Genomic DNA, 25603 nt, shown 5'->3' on the forward strand with positions numbered 1-25603 from the left:
ACATGAGCCAACCCAACACCAATCCGGCGGACGATGCGCCGGCCGAAGCGGTCGCCAACGTTGAAGTCAAGGCGGTCGTGCTGCTGGTGCTGATGAGCGCCCTGATCGTCACTTTTTTGCTGTACGTGATGTACGCGCGCGGCGTGTTCGAGAGCACGCAGCGCCTGGTGCTGCTGTCCGAGGATTCGGATGGCGTTATTCCCGGCATGGACATGACCTTCTCCGGCTTTCCGGTGGGGCGCGTGCAGCGCGTGGAGCTGGCGCCGGACGGCAAGGTGCGCATCCTGATCGACGTGCCGCGCAAGGACGCCAGGTGGCTCAAGACGTCGAGCGTATTCACCATCGAGCGCGGGCTGGTGGGCGACACGCGCATCAAGGCGTTTACCGGCATCCTGACCGACCCGGTGCTGCCGCCGGACTCGGTGCGCACGGTGCTGCGCGGCGACACCGCCGCCGAGATTCCGCGCCTGGTCGCGAGCGCGCGTGCCTTGCTGGAAAACCTGGACAACATGACGCGCAGCGATTCGGCCATCAATACCAGCCTGACGAATATCCAGGCCGCGACCGGGCGCCTGTCGGGCAAATATGGTTTGCTCGGCACGGCGCTGGGCAGCGACACCGAGGCCAGGAAGCTGCTGCAAACTTTGGCCCACGTCGATGCTCTGCTGCTCAAGGCCGACAAGCGCGTGTTCGGCAAGCAGGGCGTGATGGACGAGGCGCAGCTGGCCATCGTGCAGTTGCAGGTAGTGCTCAAGGATGCCAGCAACAGCCTCAAAAAGGTCGATGCGGTGCTGGTCGAAGCGCAGGCCGTGGGCGCCAACGCCAAGGTGGCGACCAGGGATTTGGGCGCGCTGCGCGCCGAAGTGGACGCCAGCCTGCGCAAGGTGACGCGCCTGATCGATGAAATCAACCGCAAGTGGCCCTTTGCACGCGAGACGGAGCTGAAACTGCCATGAAAACCATTTGCCTCGCTGCGCTGCTGTGCGCGGCCTTCGCCGGCTGCACCAGCAACCCGCCGCCGCCCGCCTGGAAGGGTAACGCCGGCAGCGCGCTGGCCGCGTTCAGCGATGCCTACCTGCGCGGCGACAGCCATATCGCCGATGCGGAATTTGCGCGTGCGCGCGGCGAGATGGCCAGCACCGGCCGTCCCGACCTGGTGGCGCATGCGGAACTGGTGCGCTGCGCCACGCGCGTGGCAAGCCTGGAATACGATGCCTGTCCCGCCTTCGAGGCGCTGGCGCAGGACGCCACGCCGGCCGAACGCGCGTATGCGGCCTATCTGGCCGGCCGCTGGGACGGACTCGATGCGGCGCTGCTGCCCGAGCAGCACCGCGCGGTGGTGGCGGCGGCGCGCGCGGCCGACGGCAAGAGCGTGCTGGCGGCAATCAGCGACCCGCTGTCGCGCCTTGTCGCCGCAGGGGTCCTGATGCGCCAGGCGCGCATTGCGCCGGCCGACATCACCGTGGCCACCGGCACCGCCTCGGAGCAGGGCTGGCGCCGGCCGCTGCTGATGTGGCTGGGCGTGTCGCTCAAGCGCGCGCAGGCCGCCGGCGACACGGTGGAGGCGGCGCGCCTGCAGCGCCGCATCGACCTGGCGGGCGCCGCAACGGTTCCGGCCCCCTGATTTTCTCAACCCTGAAGGCTTTATGAATCATTCCCTGCGCACCATGGCCAAATGGAGCGTGCTCGCCGTGTTGTTAAACGGCGCGCCCGCTAATGCGTCCTTAATGGCCTGATCGCCACTTCCAGGTCGACGCACGACGACAGCGCGCGCGCGCCGACCGGTTCCACGCGAAGCGGCACGCCCGCGATCTCGATCTGGCGGGTGCGCGGCGCTACCAGCTTGTAGTCGCCGCGCTTGAGGATATCGACGAAGAGCTGGCACTGCGCCATGCCGTGCAACCTGGCGCTGAGTCTCCATTTGCCCGCGGGCGTTTCGGAAAACACCACGGGTACGGAAAAGGCGCCGATGGCGGTCATGAGGATTTCATCCTTGCCGTCCGCATCGAAATCGATCAGGAACACATCGCAGCGTCCTTGCCCCTCGGTCAGGCAGGGCGGCACGCCGGTGTTGCGCTCCCAGTCCGATAGCGGAAAGCTGGCCGGCAGGCTGGCCGATGCGGGCCACATTGCCAATTGCCCGGGCTTGACGGTGTGCTGTTCAAATCCAGCGTAATCATCGGACTCGGCCAGAGTACGCGTGGCGTGCCCGGCGGCGAGCGTGGCCTGCGGGCCGGTTTTGCCTTCCTTGAGCTTGAGCAGGGCGGCGGTGCCGTAGCGCCTGGACTGCGTCTTGAGGAATTTGTAATCGAACTGCGCGGCGCTGACGGCGCCGCTTTCAAGACGGGCGATCTGGCTGTTGACGGCGATCCGGTCGGGGTCGGCCAGCGGGGAGAGCAGCGCCAGCAGGACGGTGATGGCGGCATACGCCGCCGCCAGGTTGACCGGCGCCACGCGGCGCAGCCAGCCACCCCGGTCGATGGCCGCGTACAAGTAGCCGAGTGCGTAAAAGCTGGCCACCAGCAGCGCGGCGGCCGCGAAAATGCGGTCCGAGGTCCAGCCGTGGTCGGCCACGCGCAGGCCCAGCGCATGGATGGCGATGGCGGTCAGCGGCAGCAGCAGCACGCAGGCGATGCGCGCGGAGAAGCGCACCACACGCGCCACGGAGTCGCCAATGTCGCCATTCTGCCAGGCGGCGTTGATCAGCACCACCAGCAGGGCGACCGCCGCCAGCAGGGCCACGGTGGCGTGGCGGGTGGCCCACAGCGCATCGAGACCGGTGAACGGCAGGCACAGCACGAAACCGCCGATCAGCAGGGTGGCGACCGGCAGCAGCCACGACATCAGCACCAGCAGCAGGCCGCGGATGCCGTGCACGATGGCCGGGCGCACGTCGGTCAGGTGCAGGGCGCAGGCAAAGGCGCAGGCCAGTAGCGGGCTCAGGAACGCGGACGACTTCATCAGCTCGGTCAGGAAGCGGATCTTGACCAGATCGAACAGGGACGCTCCCAGCCACATGGCGAGATACAGCGCGCCGGTAAAGAACACCGAAAACGCCAGCTGGATGAAGAGTTTCCAGGCGATATCGAAATGGGTGGCATAGCTTGCCAGGCGGCGCCGGTCCTGGGCCGCGGCAAGCACCAGCGAGTGTGCGATGAACAGGATGATCAGGCTGAAAGCGCACACCAGCGGCAGCATCGTGGGCCATGTCGGGATGATCGCCGGGTCCTCGAGCAGCCGCGTTTCGCGCCAGGCGGCATGCATGCCGATCATGGTCAGCGCGGTTGCGACGACGGCGCTCCACAGGCCGAGCATGGCGGGGCGCAGGTTGCCGAGGCCGGAAATGGCGACAACGGGCGCCAGCGCGCAGGCCAGCAGCGCCGCGGTATGAATCAGAGGGTTGGTGAAGACTTTGTCGGAGAACAGCAGGTAGAGCAGCAATCCCTGCACCAGACCGATGGCGGCGCGCGCCAGGCCGATGTGTTTCGGAGTTTCCGGGGCGGTGACAACGGGGTCAGTGGGCATGGTGGTGTGGTTGTGCTCGCTTATTGATCAGGAGTGGGCGGCGCCCGCCCGGTGCGGCAGCCGCGTCGCCCCATGATGGCGCGACGCGGCCTTTCGTGCTTACTTGTGCTTGAGCGCCCAGTTGCCTGGCGCGGCGGCGCCGGCCAATGAACCGCTCATGTCGAACAGCGCTGCCTGGCCGACGTTGGTTTCGGTGGCGCCGCCGGCCACGCTCATGGCCAGTTTTACCACGCCCGCCTTGTCGACGCTACCCGTCACCGAGGTAGTGCGGGTGGCCGCCTTGCATGCGCCGGTAATCAGGCCCGTGAACGTGATGTTGACGTCGCAGGTGCCGTAGTAGGCGCCGAAGCTGCCCGTCCACGGGCCGGCGAAGCGGATCGGATCGAGGAATTCGCGCTTGGTCGCCGCTTGCGAGAAGCTGGCCAGTTCGGTGGCGCTGGAATAGCTCATGCCGCCGGTACCTTTGGAGTCGGTCGACGTGTTGCAGGCAATGATCAGGCCGGTGACGGTATCGCGCCAGCAGGTTTTTTCGACCCAGTAGTTGGCCGAGGCGCCGGTGGTGCGCAGGTCGAAGTTGGTTTCGCTGGAAACGATTTTGAGGGCGGTGAACGTGCCCGCAGGAACGGTCTTGCTTTCGATGGCAACGACCTTGCCCTTGCTGGTGAGCGCGCGCGAGGATTCTTCCTTGGAACAAGGAATCGACATCGTGCTGGCGTACTCGAAGCTGGCGCCGACGGTTGCGCTAGGCGGCGCTTGCAGGGCGGCCGGCGCATAGGTGACGGTGCAGCCGTAGCCGGACGAGTTGGTGGACAGCATGCCGCCGTCCTTGTCGAAGACTTCAATCGTTTGCGCGCCTTTTTCCTGGCTCACCGAATCGGCGTTTTCCCAGCCGCCATTGGCATCGACCTTGGTGATGCGCTGGGTAATCGACACTCTCCAGCCCATCGTCACGTCCGAATAGGTTGCGAAGTCGCCGACCGTGCGCGCGGGGAGGGTGTACGGCCCGGTGGCCGGCGTGGCAGGCACGGTCGGTTCGGTGACCGGTGGCGTGACAGGCACCGGTGGGGTGACTGGTACCGGCGGCGTGACTGGCACCGGCGGCGTGACTGGCGGCGTCACCGGAACCGGCGGCGTTACCGGCGTGGCTGGTGTCGGGTCGGCCGGGGTTGGCGGCACGACTGGAACTGGCGGGGTTGGCTCGGCCGGCGTGACCGGAATCACCGGCGCGACCGGCGGCGTGACAGGCACGGCGGGTGCAACCGGGATGGCTGGCGTCGGGGCCGGTGTCGTATCGCCGCCGCCGCCGCCGCAGGCAGTCAGGGCCGTCGCCGAAATCAGTCCAAGTATACGCATCCGCATCGCTGTCATTCCTTTTCAGTAAAGTGTAAGGTGCCACATATGTATATCCGTACAACTATAAAAGTTAATATTGAATAAACAGCACCGAAGGCCGCGATTATACACGGCGCATAGTGTCGAAATTATCAGAGATTTAATTTTGTCGGAAAAAAACTACTGGTTGTTTCGGTGCATGTCGATATTAAATCGGCTGCACCAAGGGACGGCCGCAGCGGATAAACTGCTGCCCGGGTTTTCGTCTTTCACCAATTTAACAATTCACGGACGAGTATGTATATCAGCGAATTAGGCCGCCGCGCCAATGCCTCTCCAAAAGCGATCCGGCTGTATGAATCACTGGGATTACTGGGCCAGGTCGGCCGCAAGGGAACGTACCGCATTTACTCGGAACAGAATGTGTATCAGGTTCAATTGATCCGCCAGGTGCAGGCGCTGGGATTCCGGCTGGCCGACATGGGCCCGCTGCTGCTGTCCGGCAAGGGCGTTCCCGACTGGGGCCAGTTGGTGGCGCTGCTGGAGGCGCGCCGCGTGGCATTGCGCGTCGAAGTGGCGCGCCTGCAGCAGCTCGACAGCAAACTCGGCGAAGTCTGTGCCGAGATTGGCGTTTGCCTGACAGCGCCGGTGCCGCCCATGCTGGCCGATTGCATCGACAAGCCGCTTGACTCTGCCCCAAGGGACAAGCTGCATACTTCCTGAAACTTTTTTCAGGGGATGACAATGGGTAATAAAACAGGATCACGACGTGTGTTGGTCATTGCGGCGCATGCGTCGCAGGAGACCTTCGGCAGCGCCCTGGCGGCGGCCTATGCGGCGGCGGCGACGGCTGCGGGCCATGAGGTGCGGCTGCTGGAACTGGACCGGCTGGCATTCGATCCGATCCTGCATCACGGTTACAAGGTGGTCCAGGAACTGGAACCGGACCTGAAAACCGCGCAGGAGCTCATTACGTGGGCCGATCACCTGGTCTTTGCGTATCCGGTCTGGTGGGGCAGCATTCCCGCGCTGCTCAAAGGTTTTCTGGACCGGATCATGTTGCCCGGTTTCGCATTCAAATACCGCAAGGGCAAGGCCTTTCCGGACAAGCTGCTGACGGGGCGCAGCGCGCATTTGCTGGTGACGATGGATACGCCGCCGTGGTATTTCCGGCTGGCTTATCGCGCGCCTGCCATTCATCAGATGAAAAAGACCACGCTGGAGTTTTGCGGCGTGACGCCGGTGAAAACGCTGCTGTGCGGGCCGGTACTCGATTCGACGCCGGAACGGCGCAGCAAGTGGCTGGCCCAGGCCTGCGAACTGGCCGGGCGAATTTAAGCGCGCGCCTTGCCCTTCTTGCCTTGTTTTCCCTGTTTTCCTTGCTTGCCGCGGGCGACATACAGCGCGAGGCCGGCCAGCGCGGCCGGCAGCCATATCCAGAGCAGTTCGGAGAGCATCACGACCACGCCCCGCGCGCCCAGGAACGTTTTCAGGGACAGCGGGCTGACCCGGATCACGCGGACCGGGAAGAACAGGCGCGCGTCGGACACCGGCCAGGCCAGCGCCACGCCCAGCCCGCCGGTGGTGAACATGTCGAGCAGGCCGTGCGATACGGTGCACACCGCAATGAACAGGAAGGCGGCCAGGCGCGATGCGCGCAGGCGGCTCGCGAACGCTGCCGCCAGCAGTCCCAGCACGATGGCGAACGCCAGCGAATGGGACGCGCCCCGGTGGCCCAGCTCGTTCGCATACGGAATTCCCAGACGCAAGCCGATGACATCGAAGTCCGGCAGGATCGACGCCACCACGCCGGCTGCCAGCAAGCGGCCGGGGATGATCCGGGAACCCAATGCCAGACCGATGGCGAGAGGAACGGCGGGGTGGGACAGGATGGTTGGCATGGGAAGCGGCGGAGCGGTTGGTATTGACGGGCGATATCATAGCGTTTCGCCGCGGCGTATTGCCATCGCCAGTCATCTTTATTTCACGCGTGAAGCGCGTTTGCACGAGAGCGGCGCTATCTCGCTATTTTCTTCCTATCCAGTTCAATCCAGGTCGGCGCATGGTCGCTCGGCTTTTCGCGTCCGCGCACGTCGCGGTCGACATTGGCCGCCGTCAGCGCGCCGGCCAGCATGGGACTGAGCAGCAGGTGATCGATGCGCAGGCCGGCATCGCGCCCGTACGCATCGCGGAAGTAATCCCAGAAGGTGAAAATGCGTTCGTCCGGATGCATGGTGCGCAGCGCATCGGTCCAGCCCTGCGCCATCAGGCGGTGGAAGGCTTCGCGCGTTTCGGGCCGGAACAGGGCGTCGGTCACCCAGCGCTCGGGCTTGTAGACATCGAGTTCGGTCGGGATGGCGTTGAAGTCGCCCGCCAGCACCACCGGGGCGCCGCTGGCCAGCAAGCCTTCGGCGTGGGTAATCAGGCGCTCGAACCAGGCCAGCTTGTAGTCGAACTTGGGTCCGGGAGATGGATTGCCGTTGGGAAGGTACAGGCAGGCGACCAGCACGCCGTCGATGGCCGCTTCCAGGTAGCGGCTTTGCTCATCCGCATCGTCGCCCGGCAAGCCGCGCCGCACTTCGACCGGCGTGGTGCCGCGCGCCAGGATCGCCACGCCATTCCAGCTCTTCTGGCCGATCCAGAGCGCCTGGTAGCCGGCTTCGTTCATCGCCGCTTGCGGGAATTTTTCCTGGGGCGCCTTGAGTTCCTGCAGGCAGGCGACGTCCGGCCGGGTTTCTTCCAGCCATTGCAGCAGGGCGGGAAGCCGGCTGCCGATGCCGTTGACATTGAAGGTGGCGATGCGCATGGGGTCTCCGCGTGAAGTATCAGTAATGCTATTTTGAACGCAGATGCGCATCGGCTGCCGCACATTAGTAGCGCGCGATGGCCTTGGGCCGCGCGCCTTATTCCTCCGGCGGCCAGTAGCCTTCCGGCTGCGCATCCCCGATCGGGGGCGTGACCGTCATCGCGACGAAGCCGACAATGTCGTCGCCGCCGGTCAGAATGGCGGGCTCCGGAGGACCAGGCGGGGTCGATGTTGTTGTATAAATTGCAATTATACAAGGGCACATCAGCGTGACGCATTAACAACTTACCGCCTAGAGATTGCTTTTAGGAATTGATAGTTTCGGATAGAATTGCTTTCCCTGGCGCACCGACGCGCGCATTCCCGAGGTACGCTGTTGTTCACTTTCCCATGACCCCACGCTGGCACAGCACACCCCTGGCGCGCACGGCCGTGGTCTGCCTGGTGGTCGGCGCCACCTGCCTGCGGCTGGACTGGCTCGCTACGCAATCCTTCCACGCGCGCGAGCGCGCCCGGGTGGCCGAACAGGTCGCGGCGCTGCGCTCGATGCTGGAACAGCGGCTGCACCTGCACCTGGCACCGCTGGCGGCGAGCGCGGCCGTGATCCAGCTGAAACCGGACCTGACGGCGCTGCAATTCCAGCGCCTTGGCCAAAGCCTGCTCAAGGAGGCGCCCGCGGTGCGCACCCTGGCGCTGTCGCCGCATGCGGTGGTGAGCCACGTGTTTCCTCCCGAGCAAGCCCGCGAGTTGCACGCGATGCCAGGCGAGAGCGCCATGGCCAGGGTGGAGCAAGGCGCGCGCGAAGGCACCGTTCGGCTGGCCGGGCCGATGCAGCTCAGCGATGGCGCGATCGGCATGCTGGCGCGCCGCCCGGTCTACCTGGACCCGGAGAGCCGCCTGCAATTTTGGGGCTTTGTCAGCGCCGTCATCGATTACGAGGGCTTCATCCTGCCCGCCCGGCCACTGCTGGCCGGGGCGGACATCGACGTCGCGCTGCGCCATATCAGTCCGACTGGCGCGCCAGGAGCCGCGTTCCACGGCATGGCGGCCACCTTCGCTGGATCGCCGGAAACAACGCTGATCGCCACGCCCGACGGTTTCTGGGAGATCGGCGCGCGCCTGCGCGGCGGCTGGGACCAGCCGCGCCCGTATTCGCTGGCGCTGCGCCTGCTGATGCTGGCCGTATTGCTGGTCGTCGGCGCGGCCACATGGCTGCTGCGCGCGCGCGGATTGCGCAACAAGATGCTGCTGCGCAAACTGGAGTCGGGCGAGGCGGCCCGGGTGCAGTGGGTGGCCGATACCTCGCACGAGTTGCGCACGCCGATTACCATCCTGGCCACCCATCTCGACGCCATGCAGGACGGCATCATCGCGGCCACGCCGGCCAATCTGGCGGTGCTGTCGGACACTGTCAAGGAAATGGAAAGGCTGGTGTCCGACCTGCACGTGCTGGCGCGTGCCGACGCGGGTGCCCAGGCGCTGCAGTGCCAGGCGGTCGATCTGGCCGAGCTGTGCGCTGAGGTAGCGGCCGCCTTCGCGCTACGCCTTGCCAGCCATCCGCTGCGCTACAGCCTGGTCGACACTCTGCCGTCCGGCTGCGTGGCCCAGGGCGACCGCCAGCGCCTCGGCCAGGTGCTGTCCAATCTGCTCGGCAATTCGCTGCGCTACACCGATGCCGGTGGACAGTTGCAGATTGGGCTGGCGCTGGACGGCCCGCACATTGTCGTCAGCGTCGAGGATTCCGCCCCTGGCGTGCCGGATGCCGCGCTGCCGCGCCTGTTCGAGCGTTTCTACCGCGTCGACGAGTCGCGCAGCCGGGCCAGCGGCGGTTCCGGGCTGGGCCTGGCGATCTGCGACGCCATCATCGGCGGGCACGGCGGCCGCATGCAGGCCAGCCATTCGCCCTTGGGCGGCTTGCGCATCGATATCCTGCTGCCGGCCCGCGCGCCGCTCGCCCACCACGGAGATTGCCCATGACATTACCCCTCGTTTTGCTGGTCGAGGATGAACCGCGGATTGCCGAGATCCAGCTTGCTTACCTGGAGCAGGCCGGCATGCGCACCCATCATTTGCTGCGCGGCGACGAGGTGGTCGACTGGGTGCGCGCCAACGCGCCGGACCTGGTCTTGCTCGACCTGATGCTGCCCGGCCTGGACGGCACCGCGGTGTGCAGCCAGCTGCGCGTCTTTACCGACGTGCCGGTGATCATGGTGACCGCGCGGGTGGAGGAAATCGACCGCCTGCTCGGCTTCGACATGGGTGCCGACGATTATCTGTGCAAGCCGTTCAGCCCGCGCGAACTGGTGGCGCGCGCGCAAGTGTGCCTGCGGCGGCGCGGCAAGGCTGCGGCCGGGCCGCGCACGCCCACCAGCGCGCTGTCGATCGACGAGGAGCGCCAGTGCGCCACCTGGAATGGGGCGCGGCTGGAACTGACGGCGCAGCAATTCCGCCTGCTGAGCGTGATGGCGCGCCAGCCGGGCCGCATCTTTTCGCGCGCGCAACTGCTGGAGCTCGCTTTTGAAGCCGGCAGCGAACGCTTCGACCGCGCCATCGACAGCCAGATCAAGAATTTGCGCAAAAAGCTATCCCAGCAGGTTGCCGACCAGGAATTGATTCACTCCGTGTACGGGGTCGGCTACCGCTTTGAATGCCAGCCGGCCTGATTAATATTGCCCTGACGCCATATTTTATTGCCCCTCTGCCCTACGGGGCGCCATAATTGCGCCACATTTGCTCGTCAATATACAAGCTCGGCAAACGGCGATGCGACACGACACCAAGGTCCATCCGTTGCCATTCTATGTACTAGGGAGAGAAAATGGGTATCGGAAAATGGGTCAAGAAAACGGTCAAGAAGGTCGGCAAGTCGTTTAACGACGTCGTCAACGACACGGTCAAGGATATCGGCGGCGGCATCGACGACATCGGCAACAGCTTCGAAGGCATGGGCGACGTGGCGCGCGATATCGCCGAGGACATTGCGGAACTGGGCTATACAAAGAAGAATTTCGGCAACGGTAACGACAATTTCACGTCCAGCTCGGCCGGCGGCAACTTTTTGTACGGCGGCGGCGGCAACGATACCCTGCGCGTCACGGCCGGGGCCTACAACGTGCTCAAGGGCGAAGACGGCGACGATACGCTCAGCGTGCAGGTCGGCGGCTACAACAAGCTCGACGGCGGTAACGGCAACGACAATCTGTCCGTCAGCGCTGGCGCGGACAACGTCCTGATCGGTGGCGAAGGCGACGATACCATTTCGATCGGCGCCGGCGCGAGCGCCGAGATCGATGGCGGTGGCGGCAACGACCGCATCAATGTGGCGGCTGGCGGCGTGGTCAAGGTGACCGATTGGCACGGCAACAACACCATCAGCTACAACGCCTTGTCGGGCTCGGTCACCACCGGCGGCGGCAACGATACCGTCACCGGCAACGGCGCCAGGAACAACATCAACACCAATGACGGCGACGACAAGGTCGACATGACCGGCGCCAGCAACAACGTGAACGTTGGCAACGGCAACAATACGGTCAACCTGAGCGGCGGCAGCAATGTGGTCAACGCCGGCAACGGCAACGACCGCATCACGGTCGGCGGCGGCAAGAATGTGGTCAACGCCGGCGACGGCGCCAACGTCATCAAGGCGGACGGTATCGCCAACAAGATCAGGACCGGCAATGGCGCCGACAAGGTGACCGTGGGCGCCGTGTCGAACGAGATCAGCACCGGCCAGGGCAACGATGAAGTCATTGCCAACAGCGCCAGCAATATCATCGATACCGGCGACGGCAACGACACGGTCAAGGTCGATGGCGCGTCGAACGTTGTTCGCACCGGCAACAACGACGACAGCGTCACCGCCAAGGGCGGCTCGAACGTGCTGGAACTGGGCAGCGGCAACAACAACGCCAACGCGGCAGGCTTGTCGAACGTGATCAAGGCGGGCGACGGGAACGATACCGTGGTCGCCATGGGCGGCGTCAATACCGTTTCAATTGGCCACGGCGACAACAACGTCACCGTGGGCGGCGGCGCCAACATCGTGACGACCGGCAACGGCCACGACAAGATCAACGCTTACGGCGGCACCAATACCCTGAACATCGGCAACGGCAACGACAAGCTGGTGGTACTGGGCGGGGTCAACGTGGTGGTCGCCGGCGACGGCAACGACAACATCATCGCCGGCGGCGGCGGCAACGTGATCGGCAGTGCCGGCGGCAGCAACAGCATCCTCGCGGGTGGCTTGCTGAACGTGGTCTACAGCGGCGGCGGCAGCAACAAGATTGGCGCGCTCGGCAATACCAATGCGCTGGTGAGCAATGGCGGGTCGAACCTGACGGCGGCGGTCGGCAATACCAACGTGGTGCTGACGAACGGCGGCAATAACACCGTGCTGGCCGCTGGCATGGGCAACCTGGTTGCCAGCACCGTGGGCGGCAACACGATTGCGGCGGTCGGCGGCGCCAACGTCATCCTGACCGAAGTGGGCGGCATGCTCGATGCCGCCAGCGGCGGCCTGGGCAAGGTGCTGGCCGGCTCGGTGCCGGACAAGACCATCGCCACGGCGATCAACAGCGCCACCGGCAAGCTGACCGGTGCCATCCAGAGCGGCAGCGGCAAGGATGTGGTGATCGCCGTCGGCGGCACCAACGTCATCTATACCGGTGCCCAGAACGATGTGGTCGCCGCCATCGGCGGCAATAACGTGGTGCTGGCCAACGGCGGCAACAACGTCACCACGGCCATCGGCGCGAACAACCTGGTGATCAATACGGCCGGCAACAACGTGGTCACCACACTGGGCAACGCGAATGTGGTACTGACCGGCGTGGGCGAAGGCATCACGGATCTGGCCAAAAAGCTGGACAAGGCCACTGCCGGCAGCGCCACCAGCGCGATCTCCAAATTCCTCGGCAACAACCTGGCCAAGGGCGACGGCAACGATATCGTCACCGCGATCGGCTCGGCCAACGTGGTCTACACCGGCACCGGCAACGATGTCATCACCACCCTGGGCTCGACCAATGTGGTGTGGGCGGGCGCGGGCAACGACGTGGTGACCACGGCGGGTTCGAACAATATCGTGTGGGCGGACGGCGGCGTCGATATCGTCACCGCGGCCGGCAACAATAACCTGATCGTGACCGGCAATTACGCCGAAGTGGCCGCCACCGCGGTCGGCTTGATCGATGCGATTGCCTCCGGCGTCGCGGCCATCGACCTGGTCGGCAAGGCCGGGCTCGGCGGCGTCGCCAGCAACCAGGGCGGCACCGAAGTGGTGATCGTGATGGGCAAGAACAATGTGGTGGTCGGCGGCAGCGGCGCGACCGTCATCACTGCACTGGGCAGCAATAATCTGCTGGCGACCGGCGCCGGTAACGACGTCATCAACGCGATTGGCAGCAAGACCGGCATCGTGACCGGCGCCGGCAACGATGTGGTGACCGCGCTCGGCTCGTACAACGCGGTGGTGGCGGGCGAGGGCAACAACGTCGTCACCGCCATCGGCAAGGGTAACCTGATCAGCGGCGGCAGCGGCAACGACGTGCTCACCGCGATTGCGGTCGGCTCGGTCGGCACCACCAAGTCGAACCTGAACGTGGTGCTGGGCGGCGACGGCAACAATGTCATGACCGTGGTGGGCAAGAACAATATCGCCATCAGCGGCAGCGGCAAGGATGTGCTGGTCATGGCATCGTACGGTTCGCAGGAAAAGACCACCGAAACCGGCGAAGAGGGCGCCGATACCACGACCACCAGTACCACCAAGTTCGACACCCAGTCGAACGTGGCCTGGACCGGCGGCGGCGACGATACCGCCCTGGTGTACGGCACCCACAATGTGCTCGTCACCGACAGCGGCAACGATACCGTGATCGTGGTCAATGCCGGCAGCAAGCTCGACTACAAGAGCGAAACCACGAATGGCGCCAACGAAGTGGTGTCCTCGACCAAGCTCAATGTGGACACGGGCTTCAATTTCGTGCACACCGGCAGCGGCAACGATAGCCTGATCCTGGCCGGCACCAGCACGATCGGCATGGGCGGCGACGGCGACGACCTGATTGTCTCGGCGGCGCAAAACAATATCGTCGTCGGCGGTGCGGGCAACGACGTCATCATCGGCCTGTCGGAAATGACGGTGTTCAATGCCGTCGAAAGCCTGGTCGAGAACGACTATGAGTCGATCGGCGACTGGGTCGGCGCCGCCATGAACTACAACTTCGCCTCGTCCCAAATCAAGGCTTTGACCAGCGGCAATCTGAGCAAGGTGAATTTGATCGGCAACGTGTTGCTGGGCGGCGAGGGCAACGATACGGTGTTCGCCACCAACGGCGGCACCTACATCAGCGGCGGCAATGGCGACGATGTGATGATGGGCATGGGCTGGGGTGTCATTACCCAGTTGCTGGGCAAGGATGCCAGCAAGCTGAACGGCGCCTGGACAGCGATGAGCGGCGGCTTTGCCGACGTCAGCAAGTATGTGGGCGATACCATGCTCAAGGACTTGTCGACCGGCTGGGACAAGATGGGCGCGGACATCAAGGCCAAGCTGGCGGCGGCAACGAGCAGCGCCGGCAGCCTGGGCGCGAGCCTCGACGGTGTGAGCAGCAAGGCGCTCGACGCGGTGTCGAACGTGAGCGGGCTGGAACTGAGCGACTTCAGCGTCGCCGGCGGCCTGAAAAGTGCGGTCAATGGCGTGTCGACGGGCGTAAACAGCGCGGTGGCCGGCATCGGCAAGGGTTTCAGCTACGCGGCCGACGCCGACGTGGCGGGCGCGCTGGCCGATAGCGCGAGCTTCCTCGGCAGCAAGGTTGCCGCGGGTAGCGAGGCGACCTTCGACGGGCTGGAGTGGCTGACCGACAAGCTGGGCCTCGACATGAACTTCGGCAATTTCAACGGCGCCGAAGGCCTGGTCGGCGGCTTCCTCTCCTATCTGATCGGCTACAAGTATGCTGGCGACAACGATCTGCACGGCGGCGCCGGTAACGACACCTTGTACAGCGGCATGGGCAACGATGACTTGCGCGGCGGCAGCGGCACCGATACCTACGTCATCTCGATGGGCGACGGCAAGGACACGATCTATGAAACCGCGGGCGGCAACGATATCATCAAGTTCGCGGCCAACAGCATTTTCTCCGGCGTGACGATGGATGCGGCCGGCGTGAAGGCCAATTTCAGCGGCAAGGACCTGGTCATCAATTACGTCAACGACAAGGTCTCGTTCGCGAAAGTCACGATCGCCGACTATGCGAGCGTCAACATGAAGGAAGTGCAGTTGATCGACCAGTACGGCAAATTGGTGTCTACTATCAGTATGAATAGCCTGATCGCCGGCGCTGGCGACAGCGACCCGTATGCGATGACCTCGGTGTGGACAGCGAACCACCTCGATGCCTTCGCCGAGCTTATTCTCGTCGGTACGCAGCAGGCGGCATAAACCGGTCTGCTCGACACAGGAAACGCAGCGCGCGCAAGCGGCTGCGTTTTTTTTGTTGTTGGGTCCGATGCTGCATGTAGGCAAGAGGGGTATATTTCCGTCGGCATGGTAAAATTTCAAGATTGCCAGGGCGATTGGCGCCATCGGCTTCTCCTTTTTTCGGACGCAAAACATGTCGATTTCAGAAAGCACTGTCACCTTTTTCAACAAGACGGTCACCGAGTACGATTCCGAAGAGCCGGTCGAGTTGTCCGACGATACCGTTTACCGTTTGGCACTCGACTACGACGAAGAGGGTACGATGACGGAACTGATCGAAGAGTTCCTCGGCCGCGTCGACAAATCCAAGCTCGACGCGCTGATCATCGGCAAGTGGAGCGATGACTGCGATGAGAGTTCGGAGTCCATCGTCAACACCCTGGTGGCCCACGCCGCCGAATTGCCTGCGCTGCGCGCCCTGTTCATTGGCGACATGACGTACGAAGAGTGCGAAATTTCCTGGATCATCCAGAGCGATGTGACGCCGCTGCTCAACGCGTTTCCTCTGCTGGAAGAATTGCGCGTGCGCGGCGCCAACCAGCTGGAGCTGCAGCCGTTTACCCATGCAAACCTGCGCACGTTCGCCATCGAAAGCGGCGGCCTGCCGGCCGAACTGGTCGAAGCCCTGATTGCATCGACCATGCCGGCGCTGACCCATCTGGAACTGTGGCTGGGTACCGAAGACTATGGTTTCTCGGGCGACGTGGCGCTGTACCAGCGCCTGGTGGCCAAGCTGCGCACCCCGACCCTGGAATACCTGGGTTTGCGCGATTCCTTCCTCGCCGACGAACTTGCGGTGTGGCTGGCCGGAGAAGAATTCGTCGCGTGCCTGAAAACGCTCGACCTGTCGCTCGGCACGATCGGCGACGTCGGTGCCGAAGCCTTGTTCAACAGCCCTCACGTGGCCAAGCTGCAAACCCTGGACCTGGAGCACCACTATATCTCCGAAGAATGGCAGGAAAAGCTCAAGACCCTGCCGATCACGGTTGACCTGTCCGATCCGCAAGAGATCGAGGACGAGGAAGACGGACGCTACGTCGCCGTCTCCGAGTAAGGTGCCGCGAGTGAGTAAAGCCGGTTGCCGGGCATGCTAGACGGCGCCGGCGGCGAGCGCATGCCGGACGGCAAGCCGAACGGCAAGCCGAACGGCGAGCCTTTGGTCTTGTTGGGCGTGCGTGGCGGCAAGCGGGAAAAGCTGATGCAGGCAGCTCGCCAGGCGCTCGGCCTGCCTGCGGCAGTGGTCGTCGACTGGGCCGAATGGCTGGACCAGCCGGCGCTGCTGACAGCCAGCCTGGCCCAGCGGCCTTGCGTGTTCAAGATTGACTCGCCGGGTGACGATGCGCGCCTGCACGGCATGCTGATCCGCCAGGGCTGCAAGGTGCTCGGCATCGGCATGTCGCGCCTGCCCGATCTCGGGGAAATTTCCGTCTCCGGCGAATGGTTTTCCGGTTTCACGCAGGCCCTGCAGCGCGTGGCGGCGGAACTGTCGGCGCTGCCCCATGTCAAAGTAATGAACGCGCCGCATGAACTGCTGCTGATGACGGACAAGCTGGCTTGCCAGCAGCACTTTGCCGCGCGCGGTATTCCCATTCCCCGTTTGCTCGGTCCCATCGAAGGTTACGCGCACCTGCGCGCCGTTCTCGATGAGCATCATCTCAATCAGGTTTTCCTGAAAACGCGCTACGGATCGAGCGCGTCCGGCGTGGTGGCTTACCGCCGCAACAGCCGCGGGGCCGAGCAGGCCACCAGTTCCGCCGACCTCGTACAAGGGGAGGGCGGGCCGCGTCTCTATAACGTCAAGCGCTTGCGCAGCTACAATGCGCAGCCCGATATTGTACAACTTGTCGACTTGCTGGCGGGCCAGGAAACCTATGCCGAAGCGTGGATTCCCAAGCCGCGCCACGGCGATGGCCATTACGACGTGCGCGTGGTGACCCTGGGCGGCCAGCCGGCGCACCGGGTGGCGCGGGTCGGCACGCGCATGATGACCAATCTGCACCTCGACAACCAGCGCGCCGATGTGGCGAGCTTGCTGGGCGAAAAGGATCATGCCGCGCTGGAACAGACTGCGCGCGCGGCGGCTGCCACGTTTTCGCAAAGTCACGTCATCGGCCTCGATATCGTCGTGCGCAAGGGGCATGCTCATGTGCTCGAAGCGAACGCCTTCGGCGACCTGCTGCCCAAGCTGCTGTGGCAGGGACACGATACCTATGCCGCCCAGTTGCAATCCTTCTCATCCCATGAAGCCTGATCCACGCTCGATTCCCGACATGAATCAGGTGGTCGGCACTCACGACATTGTATTCATCACGCTCGACACCCTGCGCTACGACGTGGCCCAGCGCCTGTACGAGGCGGGCGAGCTGCCGGTGCTCGGGCCGCGCTTGCCGCCCGGCGGCTGGGAGTGCCGGCACAGCCCGGCCAGCTTTACCTACGCGGCCCATCACGCGTTTTTTGCCGGATTCTTGCCCACGCCCGACCGCCCGGGACGCCATCCGCGCCTGTTCGCGACCGCCTTTCGCGGCAGCGAGACGACCTCGGCCCACACCCACGAGTTTGCGCAGGAGAGCGTACCTGCCGGCCTGGCTGGCGCTGGCTACCGCACCATTTGCATCGGCGGCGTAGGCTTTTTCAATAAGGAAACGGCGCTCGGTTGCGTGTTGCCGGGCATGTTCCAGGAGAGCCACTGGAAGCGCTCGCTCGGCGTGGACGGCCGCAACTCGACCGAGCGCCAGGTGGCGCTGGCGATTGCGCGCTTGAACGCGCTGGGCCAGCAGCGGGTATTCTTGTTCATCAATGTCGCGGCCATCCATTCGCCCAACCGTGGCTATCTGCCCGGCAGCACCAGCGATACGATCGAGAGCCACGCCGCGGCGCTGCGCTATGTGGACGGGGCGCTGGCGCCCCTGTTCGCCGCCTGTGCGGCGCGCGCGCCGACGTTTGCCATCGTCTGCTCCGACCACGGCAGCGCTTACGGCGAAGATGGCTTTCGCGGCCATCGCATTGCCCACGAAACCGTATGGAACATTCCATACGCCCATTTCTTTATCGACTTTAACGGAACGACGCCATGAACCATCCCGCCACTCCCGGCACGCTCGCCCAGCGCATGCGTCACACGCCGTATCAGGCGTATTCCTATTCCTATCCGCACAAGGCGGCCTACCGGACACTGGCGGCGCCGGCATCGCTGGAGGAGCTGTGGGCCGGGCAGGACCGCTCGGCCCTGTTCGCCTACATTCACATCCCGTTCTGCGAAATGCGCTGCGGTTTCTGTAATCTGTTTGCGATGGCGCGCCCGCAACCGGATATGGTGGAACGTTATGTGGCGCAGGTGGTCCAACAGATGCGCGTGCTCGACAAGGTGTTGGGCGAGCGCCGTTTTGCGCGTTTTGCGCTCGGTGGCGGCACGCCCACGTTTTTGTCGGCAGCGCAGTTGCAGACGCTGCTCGATGGCGCGCGCGATATTCTGGGCATCGATTTGCAGACCACGCCGGCCGGCATTGAAGCCTCGCCCGAAACCGTGACGCCGGAACGCATGGCGGTGTGCCGCAGCATGGGCATCGACCGTGTCAGCCTCGGCATCCAGAGCTTTGCGGCGGGCGAGATGCGTTCGCTGGCGCGGCCGCAGCAAAACGAGGTGGTGACGCGGGCGATCGGGTATATCCGCGATGCGGGTTTCCCTACGCTCAACCTCGACCTGATTTACGGCATCGGCGGGCAGACGGTGGAGAGCTTGCTGGCGTCCATCGACAGTGCCCTGGCCTTCAGGCCGGAGGAGCTGTATTTGTATCCCTTGTACGTGCGCCAGCATACGGGGCTGGGCAAGATTGCCAACAGAAAGGGGGCCGCGTCATTCGATCCGATTGTGCTCAATCAGGAAGGCGACAGCCGCATGCAGCTGTACGAGGCGGCGCGCGATCATTTACGCGCGCGCGGCTACGTGCAGGTGTCGATGCGCATGTTCCGCGCGCCCCATGCGCCTGACGATACGGGGCCGTCCTACTGCTGCCAGAACGATGGCATGGTGGGCCTCGGTACCGGTGCGCGCTCGTACACGCGCGACCTGCATTATTCGACCGATTATGCGGTTGGGCGGGCGGACACGATCGGCATCATCGACAGTTACCTGGCGCTGAACGCCGACAGTTTTACCCATGCGCACCATGGCTTTGCGCTGGGGCCGGACGAGCAGCGGCGCCGCTACGTGATCCAGTCGCTGCTGACCGATCCGGGGCTCGACCCGGCGGCCTATACGCAGCGTTTCGGCGGCGATTGCATGCAGGACTTGCCGCAGCTCCACGAGCTGGGCGAACTCGGCTTGCTGGAAGAGGGCAGTGCCATCCTGCGCCTGAACGACCGTGGCTATGGCTATGCCGATACCATCGGCCCGTGGCTGGCGTCGGAAGAGGTGCGCCTGCTGATGGCCGACGGCGGCACGACATGCTGACCATGCTGCCGGCTGCTGCGCTCGACTTGGCGCGGCCGGTTCAGCGGACGGTTCAGCCGGTGCAGCAGTCCGGGCAACCGGCGCAGCTGTCGGGGCAACCGGTGGAGCAGGCGGTGCTGTCGCTGCTATACCGTGGCACCCTGTCGGGATGCAATTACGATTGTGCGTACTGTCCCTTCGCCAAGCGGCGCGACAGCCGTGCCAAGCTGGCGCGCGATGCAGCCGAGGTGGCGCGCTTCGTCGCCTGGGTTGGTGCGCAGGAACGGCCCATCAGCGTGCTGTTCACGCCGTGGGGCGAGGGTATGATCCGGCGCCACTACCGCGATGCGATAACGGACCTGTCCCGCATGGCGCATGTGCGCCAGGTGGCGATCCAGACCAATCTGTCCGGACCGCTGGCATGGCTGGAGCAGGCCGACAAGCGCAAGGTGGGGCTGTGGTGCACTTACCATCCGAGCCAGGTGCGGATGGATCGCTTTATTGACCGTTGCGAGCGCCTGGAGCGGATGGGCGTCCATTTTTCGGTGGGCATCGTAGCGATGCGCGAGCATTTTGACGATATCCGCGCCTTGCGCGCCGCGCTGCCGCAGCAGCATTATCTCTGGCTCAACGCCTACGACCGGCGCGGGCCGGGTTACTATCGGCCGGAAGACCTTGCGTGGCTCGACGCCATGGACCCGTGGTTCAGCTACAGCCGCAATCCCGAAATGTCGCGCGGGAAGGCTTGCCGCGCCGGGTCGGAAGCGCTGTCGGTTGACGGTGACGGGGAAGTGCAGCGATGCCATTTTGTGACCGAGCGGCTGGGCAATCTGTACGAGGATGCGCTGGACGAGATGCTCGTTGAAAAACCGTGCAGCCGCCTGAGGAAATGCGATTGTTATATTGGTTACGCGCACCGGCAGGATCTGCCGTTCTATGATGACTTCGGCGTTGGCGTGCTGGCGCGCATTCCAGTGCGGCTGGCACCGGTGCAGGGGTAAACGCGACCTTGGAGCGCTGGGGCCTGATGAAGCGATCGTCACGTTTTCCATTGGCACCGGCAATGACCGTGCGGGTGGGATGGCCGCCGCGCGGGGTGTTACGCAACGATTGGTCGTCTATGGAAGAGGATCGGCGCTGGCCATGTTGGAGTGCAACATCGCCTTGATCCGCCGGATATGGATGTTCGATTGCTCCACCCGCTCGACATAGGATGGGCTGGCAGTGCCGTCCGCGCCCATTCGGACGAGCAGATTCTTGTTCTCTTCGAACATACGCAGGGCGACCCAAAGGGTTTCCTCCATCTTCGCCGTCTGTTCCGCCAGCAGCGCTGCCGCCGTATACGCGTGACCGGTATGGCAACGGAAGCGCAGACGGTTTCCAACCTTCATTTGCCACAACACGCCGCCGCAGCCGGGACAGTTGAACGGCACCTGCGTACCAAGGAACTCGACCGATTCCAGGTCGCTCAACACGCGCTGGGCGATCTTCGCCTCGACGGCGACGTCGTCAGGGACACGGATACTTGCTCCCCGGTCGTGCAGTGCGAGCCGTGTGAGCAGGCTACCCATCTCCGCCAGCGGCACGCAGTGATCGACCTTGACATGATTGAGCACGTTTTGCGGCATATCCGGATACGCGGCGTCGGCCGGATCCTGGACGACGCAGATGCCGCCGCAGCGCCGGATCACCTCCATGCCCGATGTGCCATCGTCAAGATAGCCGGTGAGGACGACTCCAATGACCCGATTCCCGAATTCAATGGCGGCGGAACGGAACAGGGGATCGATCGCGGGCCGCGCCCGATTTTCGCGCGCGCCCTTGGTCACCAGGGTCTTGGCTTCAGAGATCATCAGATGATGATCCGGCTGCGCCAGATAAATACAACCGCGCTTGATAACGCCATGCTGCACCGCTTGTTTGCAGGGCAAATTCCCTTTGTCGGCGAGCACGCGCAACATGGCGTCGTTTGAGCCTGTCGCCGCCATGTGATGGACGACCAGAATCGCGGCGGGGAAATCGGCCGGCAGTTGCGCAACGAGGGCGCCAAGCGCACTTTGACCGCCGGCGGAGGTGCCGATCACGATGACGGGGAAGTCGCTCCGTTTCGCCGCAGAATCCGCGTTCGCCGTCTTTTTCGTGGATGCCGCCGTCATATGATTCCTATGAATTGACAATGCAGGAGTGCCGTCAGGAATAATGCCATACAAGACGCGCCGGCAGCGCGCAAGAGCGCAGTGATGGAAATGTCGTAAGGAGGAGGTCGGGGCGCCACCACCACGGGCGTTGAACCGGGCTTACGCTATGTATATGTGGCGCAGCAACTGGGGCATAAGCTGGGGTATGGAGCGATTCGTGCCTCCGGTGTCCCGGTGGCGCCCCGCCGACTATCCGGCGGAGTGCCGCCCGGCGCTATTTACTCCAGCACAGGCGTGCTGCCCTGGCGCACCGGCTGCCGCACCGGTCCAGGAACGGCACGTTCGGCAACCAGCCGTGCACGCCGTTTGCGCACCCAGATGATGACACCGGTGACGCTCAGCATAGCCACCACCACACCGAGGAACGACAGGACGATGCGGCCGGCCAGGCCGGCAATCCGGCCGGAGTGCAGGGGGAACTGGAGTTGCAGGAAAATATCGCCTGCGCTGCCGGTGCCTGGCACGCGGTCGGCGACCAGTTTGCCATCGTTGCCGTCGAAATACAGCCAGGAGTTGCCCAGGCCGACGTCGCCGTGGTCGTTGCCCGGCTCAAAGAAGCCGACGCCGTACAGCCCGAACGCGGATGCGTAGAACACCCCGCCGGCCGGCGCCGTCCAGCCGCGTTTGGTCCCTTCGGCACGGGCCAGCGTCATCACTTCGTCGCGGCTGATGAGCGCGGGAATCGGTTTCTCCGGCGGATTCATGGTGCGGCTGGCGAAGGCGTCCGGGCTGAGGGTGGAGACGGTGGACAACAGCGGCCGCACCACGCGGTCGTTCAGGTTCATCGAGACCGAGGTGATCGCCAGCACCAGCAGCAACAGCCAGACCCACACGCCGCCGGAGCGGTGCAGGTCGAAGTTGAGCTTGGGCCCGCCGGCTTTCCAGCGGAAGGCGAACGACTTGCGCCAGCTGCGCCAGTTGGGAAACGACAGGTACAGGGCGATGAAGCAATCGAGCACCCACACGATGGCGATGATGCCCATGAACCAGATGCCCAGTTCGATCCCTTTGACTTCCGGAATATGCATCGAGTAGTGCAGCTTGTACAGGAACGGCAGCAGGTTTTCGCGCGAGAGCGAAATGTCGCCCCACTGGCGTTTGGCCTGCACCTTGCCGGTCACCGGATCGACGCCGATCTGGTTAAAGCCCAGCTCGTACGGCTTGCCGGTGGCCGGGTCGATCTTGCCCTCGACCGACATCATCGAGGTGTGACCCGGCTCGACCTCGGTCAGCACGTAAGCGATGCGCAGGCGCGGATCGGCCGCTTCGATGGCGCGCGCCAGTTCGGTGCCGGGAATCTGGCGCTGGGCCGTCTCGCCGCTGTGGGCGTGAAACAGGTCCGGGTTGAGGGCCGCGTCCAGCTCGTGGTCGAAGGAGATCAGGGCGCCCGTTGCACCGGAGATGAACAGGAAGATCGCCACGCCCAGGCCGAACCAGCGGTGGAGCAAGACCAGTGCAGGGCGCATATCAGTATGTCCAGGTGAGGGTGGCGCTGGCGCTGCGCGGCGCCGCGTAATAGGCCTGGCTCCAGTACAGCGAGGTCAGGTACTTTTTATCCTTGACGTTGTTCAGGTTCACGGCCAGCGTCATGTTGCGGTTGATCTCGTAGCGCGCCATCAAACCCAGCACCGCGTAGCTGTCCTGGCGCGTGACGATGCCCGGTTTCTGCTCGCGCTCGATATCGCTCTGCCAGTTCAGGTTGGCGCCGACCTTGAGCTGCGGCACGCCAGGCAGGCGGTAGGTGGTGGACATGCGCAGCAGGCGGCGCGGCACGTAGGTCTTGGCGGCCTTGCCCTGGCTGTCTTCCACCTTCAGGCGGGTGAAGCCGGCGCTGGCCAGCCAGCCTTTGGCCAGCTCGCCCGTCACTTCCAGTTCGGCGCCGGTCGATTCGGCATTGATGCCGCGGTAGTATGCCTTGCCGCCGTTGTTGTCGACCTGCTCGGCGGTATTGTTCTGGCGCGCGCGGAAGATGGCGCCGGAGAAGCTGGCCTTGCCACCCAACAGATCGCCCTTGAAGCCGGCCTCGGCGCTGCTGCCCATGATCGGATCGAGCGCCACGCCGTTGATGTCCTGTTCGCTTTGCGGGCTGAAAATTTCGGTGTAGCTGGTGTACAGGCTGACCTGCGGCGCCACGTCGTAGACCAGGCCCACGTAGGGCGAGGTCTTGCTGGCCGATTTTTGCTTGCTGCTGCCGTAGGACAGGCCGGTGGAATCGGCCTTGGTCGAGTTAAAGCCGGTCAGCAGCTTGACCTTGTCGGCCAGGGCAAAGCGCGCCGCCGCGTAGACGGTCTTGCGCACCTCTTCGTAGCTGCTGCCATCGAAGCGCTCGTCGAATTCCGGCTGCGGATAGCCGCCGGTAAAGTCGGTCGCCGCGGTGAGCGGGGTGCCGATGCCGCGGCCGTAGCCGGACAGATCGTCCAGGCGCGAGCGCGACCAGCCGGCGCCGAAGGCCAGGTCGTGCTGGCGGCCGGCCAGGTTGAACTGGCCGCTGGCGCCGATGTCGAACAAGGTCTGGCTATGGTCGGAGCGGTAGGCGGACGGGTAGGAAAACAAGCCTTCGCCTGTCGCTTTGTCCGGCGTGCCGTACACGTAGAACAATTTCGAGCGCGACGCTTCCTTGTTGTGGCTCAGGGTCGACTTGAGTGCCCAGCCCTGGCCCAGTTGGTGATTCAGTTCGGCAAAGCTGCCATTGGTCTTGTTATCCCAGTGCGACCAGTCGGCCGAGGTGTTGGTGCCGGCCGGGTAGTTGGTCGGGCTGCCGTCGGTGTAGTACAGGGGCAGGGCGCCCCACATGCCGCCGCTGGACTTGTTGTCTTGCCAGGCGTGGCCGATGCTGAGCAGGGTGTCGCTGCCCAGTTTGGCTTCGGCAATGCCGTAGACAACGTTTTTCTTGGTCGCGTAGCGGTCCAGGTAGGAATCGCCCTGCTGGCTGGCCGCCACCACGCGGCCCTTGACGCTGCCGCTCGCGTTGAGCGGGCTCGACACGTCGGCGTCGAGACGGCGCGTATTCCACGAGCTGAGGGTGAGGCCGGCGCTGGCGGCCAGGGCAGGACCTGGACGCTTGCGGATGAAGTTGACCGTGGCGGACGGGTTGCCGGTGGACGCGGCCAGGCCGTTGGCACCGCGCACGATATCGACCCTGTCGAACAGCGCGGTGTCGAGGTTGCCCATCATGTTGCCGAACACCAGCGGCATGCCGACACCGTCGACCTGGAAATTGATGATGTCGAAGCCGCGCGCGACATAATAGGTGCGGTCGGTTTCGACTTTTTCGACGGTGACGCCGGTGGTGTTGGCGAGCACATCGTTGACGTTGTCGAGACGGAAATCATCCATGCGCGCGCGCGTGACGACCGACACCGACTGCGGCGTTTCGCGCAGGGTCAGGCTGAGTTTGCTGGCACTGTCGCTGTCGCGCGCCTGATAGCCGTTCTGGTCGTTCGCGCCGGTGATCGTGATGACCGGCAGGACGGCCGCTTCGGACGCCTCGTCGGCGGCGCTGGCGGCACCGGCATGGCCGAGCGCGAGCGACAGAGCGAGCACCAGCGGACGCAGGCGTGGATGGGAAGGCGACGGGACGGACGTGTTGATACGGCGGGGCATGCAAAAACTCCTGGCGTGAGAAAAATCGTCACTGGCTTGGAGACTGCAACCTGGCTTGTCAACGATGTGGTGCGCTGTCGTAAAGACAGATGCGAATGATTCTCATTTTACCAAAAATGGAAAGGTTTCGCAACCGAGCCAGCGGCGATGCGCAAGTCGATGCACGGGCGATGGGGCGCGACGGCGGGTGACAGTGCATTGAGGCGCGCGCCGCCACTTGA

At 64.4% G+C, this 25603-nt stretch carries 19 protein-coding genes; 12 read left to right on the forward strand and 7 right to left on the reverse strand.

Annotated elements, in window-relative coordinates; all coding sequences use genetic code 11:
* The first annotated feature begins 2 nt into the window (after positions 1-2).
* Positions 3-956, forward strand: a complete 954-nt coding sequence (locus tag RBA41_RS02760) for an MlaD family protein (protein ID WP_306620811.1) — start codon at positions 3-5, stop codon at positions 954-956.
* Positions 953-1624, forward strand: a complete 672-nt coding sequence (locus RBA41_RS02765) for a hypothetical protein (protein ID WP_306620813.1) — start codon at positions 953-955, stop codon at positions 1622-1624. The genes RBA41_RS02760 and RBA41_RS02765 overlap by 4 nt, the downstream gene beginning before the upstream one ends.
* An 89-nt stretch (positions 1625-1713) precedes the next feature.
* On the opposite strand, the gene RBA41_RS02770 is transcribed toward RBA41_RS02765, so the two are convergent.
* Both RBA41_RS02770 and RBA41_RS02775 read right to left on the reverse strand, forming a co-directional pair.
* A complete protein-coding gene (locus RBA41_RS02770; RefSeq protein ID WP_306620815.1) occupies positions 1714-3525 on the reverse strand; it encodes a DUF4153 domain-containing protein in 1812 nt (603 codons plus the stop codon).
* A 99-nt stretch (positions 3526-3624) separates the two neighbouring features.
* Positions 3625-4878 (reverse strand): hypothetical protein, encoded by a 1254-nt coding sequence (locus tag RBA41_RS02775; protein WP_306620817.1) that lies wholly within the window; start codon positions 4876-4878, stop codon positions 3625-3627.
* A gap of 276 nt (positions 4879-5154) precedes the next feature.
* Here RBA41_RS02775 and RBA41_RS02780 point away from each other — a divergent pair, with 276 nt between their 5' ends.
* Positions 5155-5580, forward strand: a complete 426-nt coding sequence (locus tag RBA41_RS02780; protein ID WP_306620819.1) for a MerR family transcriptional regulator — start codon at positions 5155-5157, stop codon at positions 5578-5580.
* 48 nt (positions 5581-5628) lie between these two features.
* Entirely contained in the window at positions 5629-6195 is a 567-nt protein-coding gene (locus RBA41_RS02785; protein WP_306620821.1) for an NAD(P)H-dependent oxidoreductase, read from the forward strand.
* Here the strand turns inward: RBA41_RS02785 and RBA41_RS02790 are convergent.
* Positions 6192-6758, reverse strand: a complete 567-nt coding sequence (locus RBA41_RS02790; RefSeq protein ID WP_306620823.1) for a metal-dependent hydrolase — start codon at positions 6756-6758, stop codon at positions 6192-6194. The two genes, RBA41_RS02785 and RBA41_RS02790, sit on opposite strands and share 4 nt — an antisense overlap.
* A 116-nt stretch (positions 6759-6874) precedes the next feature.
* Positions 6875-7663 carry an exodeoxyribonuclease III gene (gene xth, locus RBA41_RS02795; protein WP_306620825.1) on the reverse strand — a complete coding sequence of 263 codons (789 nt, stop codon included), beginning with the start codon at positions 7661-7663 and terminating at the stop codon, positions 6875-6877.
* Between the two features lie 390 nt (positions 7664-8053).
* Between xth and RBA41_RS02800 the strand changes: the two genes are divergently transcribed.
* The 8 genes from RBA41_RS02800 to RBA41_RS02835 all read left to right on the forward strand — a co-directional run bounded on the left by RBA41_RS02800 (position 8054) and on the right by RBA41_RS02835 (position 20582).
* Positions 8054-9640: an ATP-binding protein gene (locus tag RBA41_RS02800; protein WP_306620826.1), complete on the forward strand. Its 1587-nt coding sequence runs from the start codon at positions 8054-8056 to the stop codon at positions 9638-9640.
* Complete coding sequence (locus RBA41_RS02805) at positions 9637-10326, forward strand: response regulator (RefSeq protein ID WP_306620828.1); 690 nt, start codon at positions 9637-9639, stop codon at positions 10324-10326. Before RBA41_RS02800 ends, RBA41_RS02805 begins: the two co-directional genes overlap by 4 nt.
* 155 nt (positions 10327-10481) lie before the next feature.
* The gene (locus RBA41_RS02810) at positions 10482-15113 is read left to right on the forward strand and encodes a beta strand repeat-containing protein (protein ID WP_306620830.1); all 4632 of its coding nucleotides are present in this window, start codon (positions 10482-10484) and stop codon (positions 15111-15113) included.
* Between the two features lie 172 nt (positions 15114-15285).
* Complete coding sequence (locus RBA41_RS02815; RefSeq protein ID WP_306620832.1) at positions 15286-16206, forward strand: STM4015 family protein; 921 nt, start codon at positions 15286-15288, stop codon at positions 16204-16206.
* Between the two features lie 33 nt (positions 16207-16239).
* Positions 16240-17403: an STM4014 family protein gene (locus RBA41_RS02820; protein WP_306620834.1), complete on the forward strand. Its 1164-nt coding sequence runs from the start codon at positions 16240-16242 to the stop codon at positions 17401-17403.
* A 19-nt stretch (positions 17404-17422) separates the two neighbouring features.
* Positions 17423-18226 carry an STM4013/SEN3800 family hydrolase gene (locus RBA41_RS02825; RefSeq protein ID WP_306620836.1) on the forward strand — a complete coding sequence of 268 codons (804 nt, stop codon included), beginning with the start codon at positions 17423-17425 and terminating at the stop codon, positions 18224-18226.
* The gene (locus RBA41_RS02830; RefSeq protein ID WP_306620838.1) at positions 18223-19602 is read left to right on the forward strand and encodes an STM4012 family radical SAM protein; all 1380 of its coding nucleotides are present in this window, start codon (positions 18223-18225) and stop codon (positions 19600-19602) included. The genes RBA41_RS02825 and RBA41_RS02830 overlap by 4 nt, the downstream gene beginning before the upstream one ends.
* Complete coding sequence (locus tag RBA41_RS02835) at positions 19596-20582, forward strand: STM4011 family radical SAM protein (RefSeq protein WP_306620840.1); 987 nt, start codon at positions 19596-19598, stop codon at positions 20580-20582. Before RBA41_RS02830 ends, RBA41_RS02835 begins: the two co-directional genes overlap by 7 nt.
* A 117-nt stretch (positions 20583-20699) precedes the next feature.
* Here the strand turns inward: RBA41_RS02835 and RBA41_RS02840 are convergent, their stop codons facing one another.
* The 3 genes from RBA41_RS02840 to RBA41_RS02850 all read right to left on the reverse strand — a co-directional run bounded on the left by RBA41_RS02840 (position 20700) and on the right by RBA41_RS02850 (position 25382).
* Positions 20700-21737 (reverse strand): chemotaxis protein CheB, encoded by a 1038-nt coding sequence (locus tag RBA41_RS02840; RefSeq protein ID WP_306620842.1) that lies wholly within the window; start codon positions 21735-21737, stop codon positions 20700-20702.
* 260 nt (positions 21738-21997) lie between these two features.
* Positions 21998-23245: a PepSY-associated TM helix domain-containing protein gene (locus tag RBA41_RS02845; RefSeq protein WP_306620844.1), complete on the reverse strand. Its 1248-nt coding sequence runs from the start codon at positions 23243-23245 to the stop codon at positions 21998-22000.
* 1 nt (position 23246) lies between these two features.
* Entirely contained in the window at positions 23247-25382 is a 2136-nt protein-coding gene (locus RBA41_RS02850) for a TonB-dependent siderophore receptor (protein ID WP_306620846.1), read from the reverse strand.
* Between the last annotated feature and the right edge of the window lie 221 nt (positions 25383-25603).

It is taken from the genome of Massilia scottii (genome assembly GCF_030846495.1).
Lineage (GTDB): Bacteria > Pseudomonadota > Gammaproteobacteria > Burkholderiales > Burkholderiaceae_D > Telluria_A > Telluria_A violaceinigra.

Excerpts from the sequence above, each read along its gene's own strand:
- RBA41_RS02760 (WP_306620811.1), top strand. The coding sequence starts at position 3 with ATGAGCCAACCCAACACCAATCCGGCGGACGATGCGCCGGCCGAAGCG.
- RBA41_RS02765 (WP_306620813.1), top strand. The coding sequence starts at position 953 with ATGAAAACCATTTGCCTCGCTGCGCTGCTGTGCGCGGCCTTCGCCGGC.
- RBA41_RS02770 (WP_306620815.1), bottom strand. The coding sequence starts at position 3,525 with ATGCCCACTGACCCCGTTGTCACCGCCCCGGAAACTCCGAAACACATC.
- RBA41_RS02775 (WP_306620817.1), bottom strand. The coding sequence starts at position 4,878 with ATGCGTATACTTGGACTGATTTCGGCGACGGCCCTGACTGCCTGCGGC.
- RBA41_RS02780 (WP_306620819.1), top strand. The coding sequence starts at position 5,155 with ATGTATATCAGCGAATTAGGCCGCCGCGCCAATGCCTCTCCAAAAGCG.
- RBA41_RS02790 (WP_306620823.1), bottom strand. The coding sequence starts at position 6,758 with ATGCCAACCATCCTGTCCCACCCCGCCGTTCCTCTCGCCATCGGTCTG.
- xth (WP_306620825.1), bottom strand. The coding sequence starts at position 7,663 with ATGCGCATCGCCACCTTCAATGTCAACGGCATCGGCAGCCGGCTTCCC.
- RBA41_RS02800 (WP_306620826.1), top strand. The coding sequence starts at position 8,054 with ATGACCCCACGCTGGCACAGCACACCCCTGGCGCGCACGGCCGTGGTC.
- RBA41_RS02805 (WP_306620828.1), top strand. The coding sequence starts at position 9,637 with ATGACATTACCCCTCGTTTTGCTGGTCGAGGATGAACCGCGGATTGCC.
- RBA41_RS02810 (WP_306620830.1), top strand. The coding sequence starts at position 10,482 with ATGGGTATCGGAAAATGGGTCAAGAAAACGGTCAAGAAGGTCGGCAAG.
- RBA41_RS02815 (WP_306620832.1), top strand. The coding sequence starts at position 15,286 with ATGTCGATTTCAGAAAGCACTGTCACCTTTTTCAACAAGACGGTCACC.
- RBA41_RS02820 (WP_306620834.1), top strand. The coding sequence starts at position 16,240 with ATGCTAGACGGCGCCGGCGGCGAGCGCATGCCGGACGGCAAGCCGAAC.
- RBA41_RS02825 (WP_306620836.1), top strand. The coding sequence starts at position 17,423 with ATGAATCAGGTGGTCGGCACTCACGACATTGTATTCATCACGCTCGAC.
- RBA41_RS02830 (WP_306620838.1), top strand. The coding sequence starts at position 18,223 with ATGAACCATCCCGCCACTCCCGGCACGCTCGCCCAGCGCATGCGTCAC.
- RBA41_RS02835 (WP_306620840.1), top strand. The coding sequence starts at position 19,596 with ATGCTGACCATGCTGCCGGCTGCTGCGCTCGACTTGGCGCGGCCGGTT.
- RBA41_RS02840 (WP_306620842.1), bottom strand. The coding sequence starts at position 21,737 with ATGACGGCGGCATCCACGAAAAAGACGGCGAACGCGGATTCTGCGGCG.
- RBA41_RS02845 (WP_306620844.1), bottom strand. The coding sequence starts at position 23,245 with ATGCGCCCTGCACTGGTCTTGCTCCACCGCTGGTTCGGCCTGGGCGTG.
- RBA41_RS02850 (WP_306620846.1), bottom strand. The coding sequence starts at position 25,382 with ATGCCCCGCCGTATCAACACGTCCGTCCCGTCGCCTTCCCATCCACGC.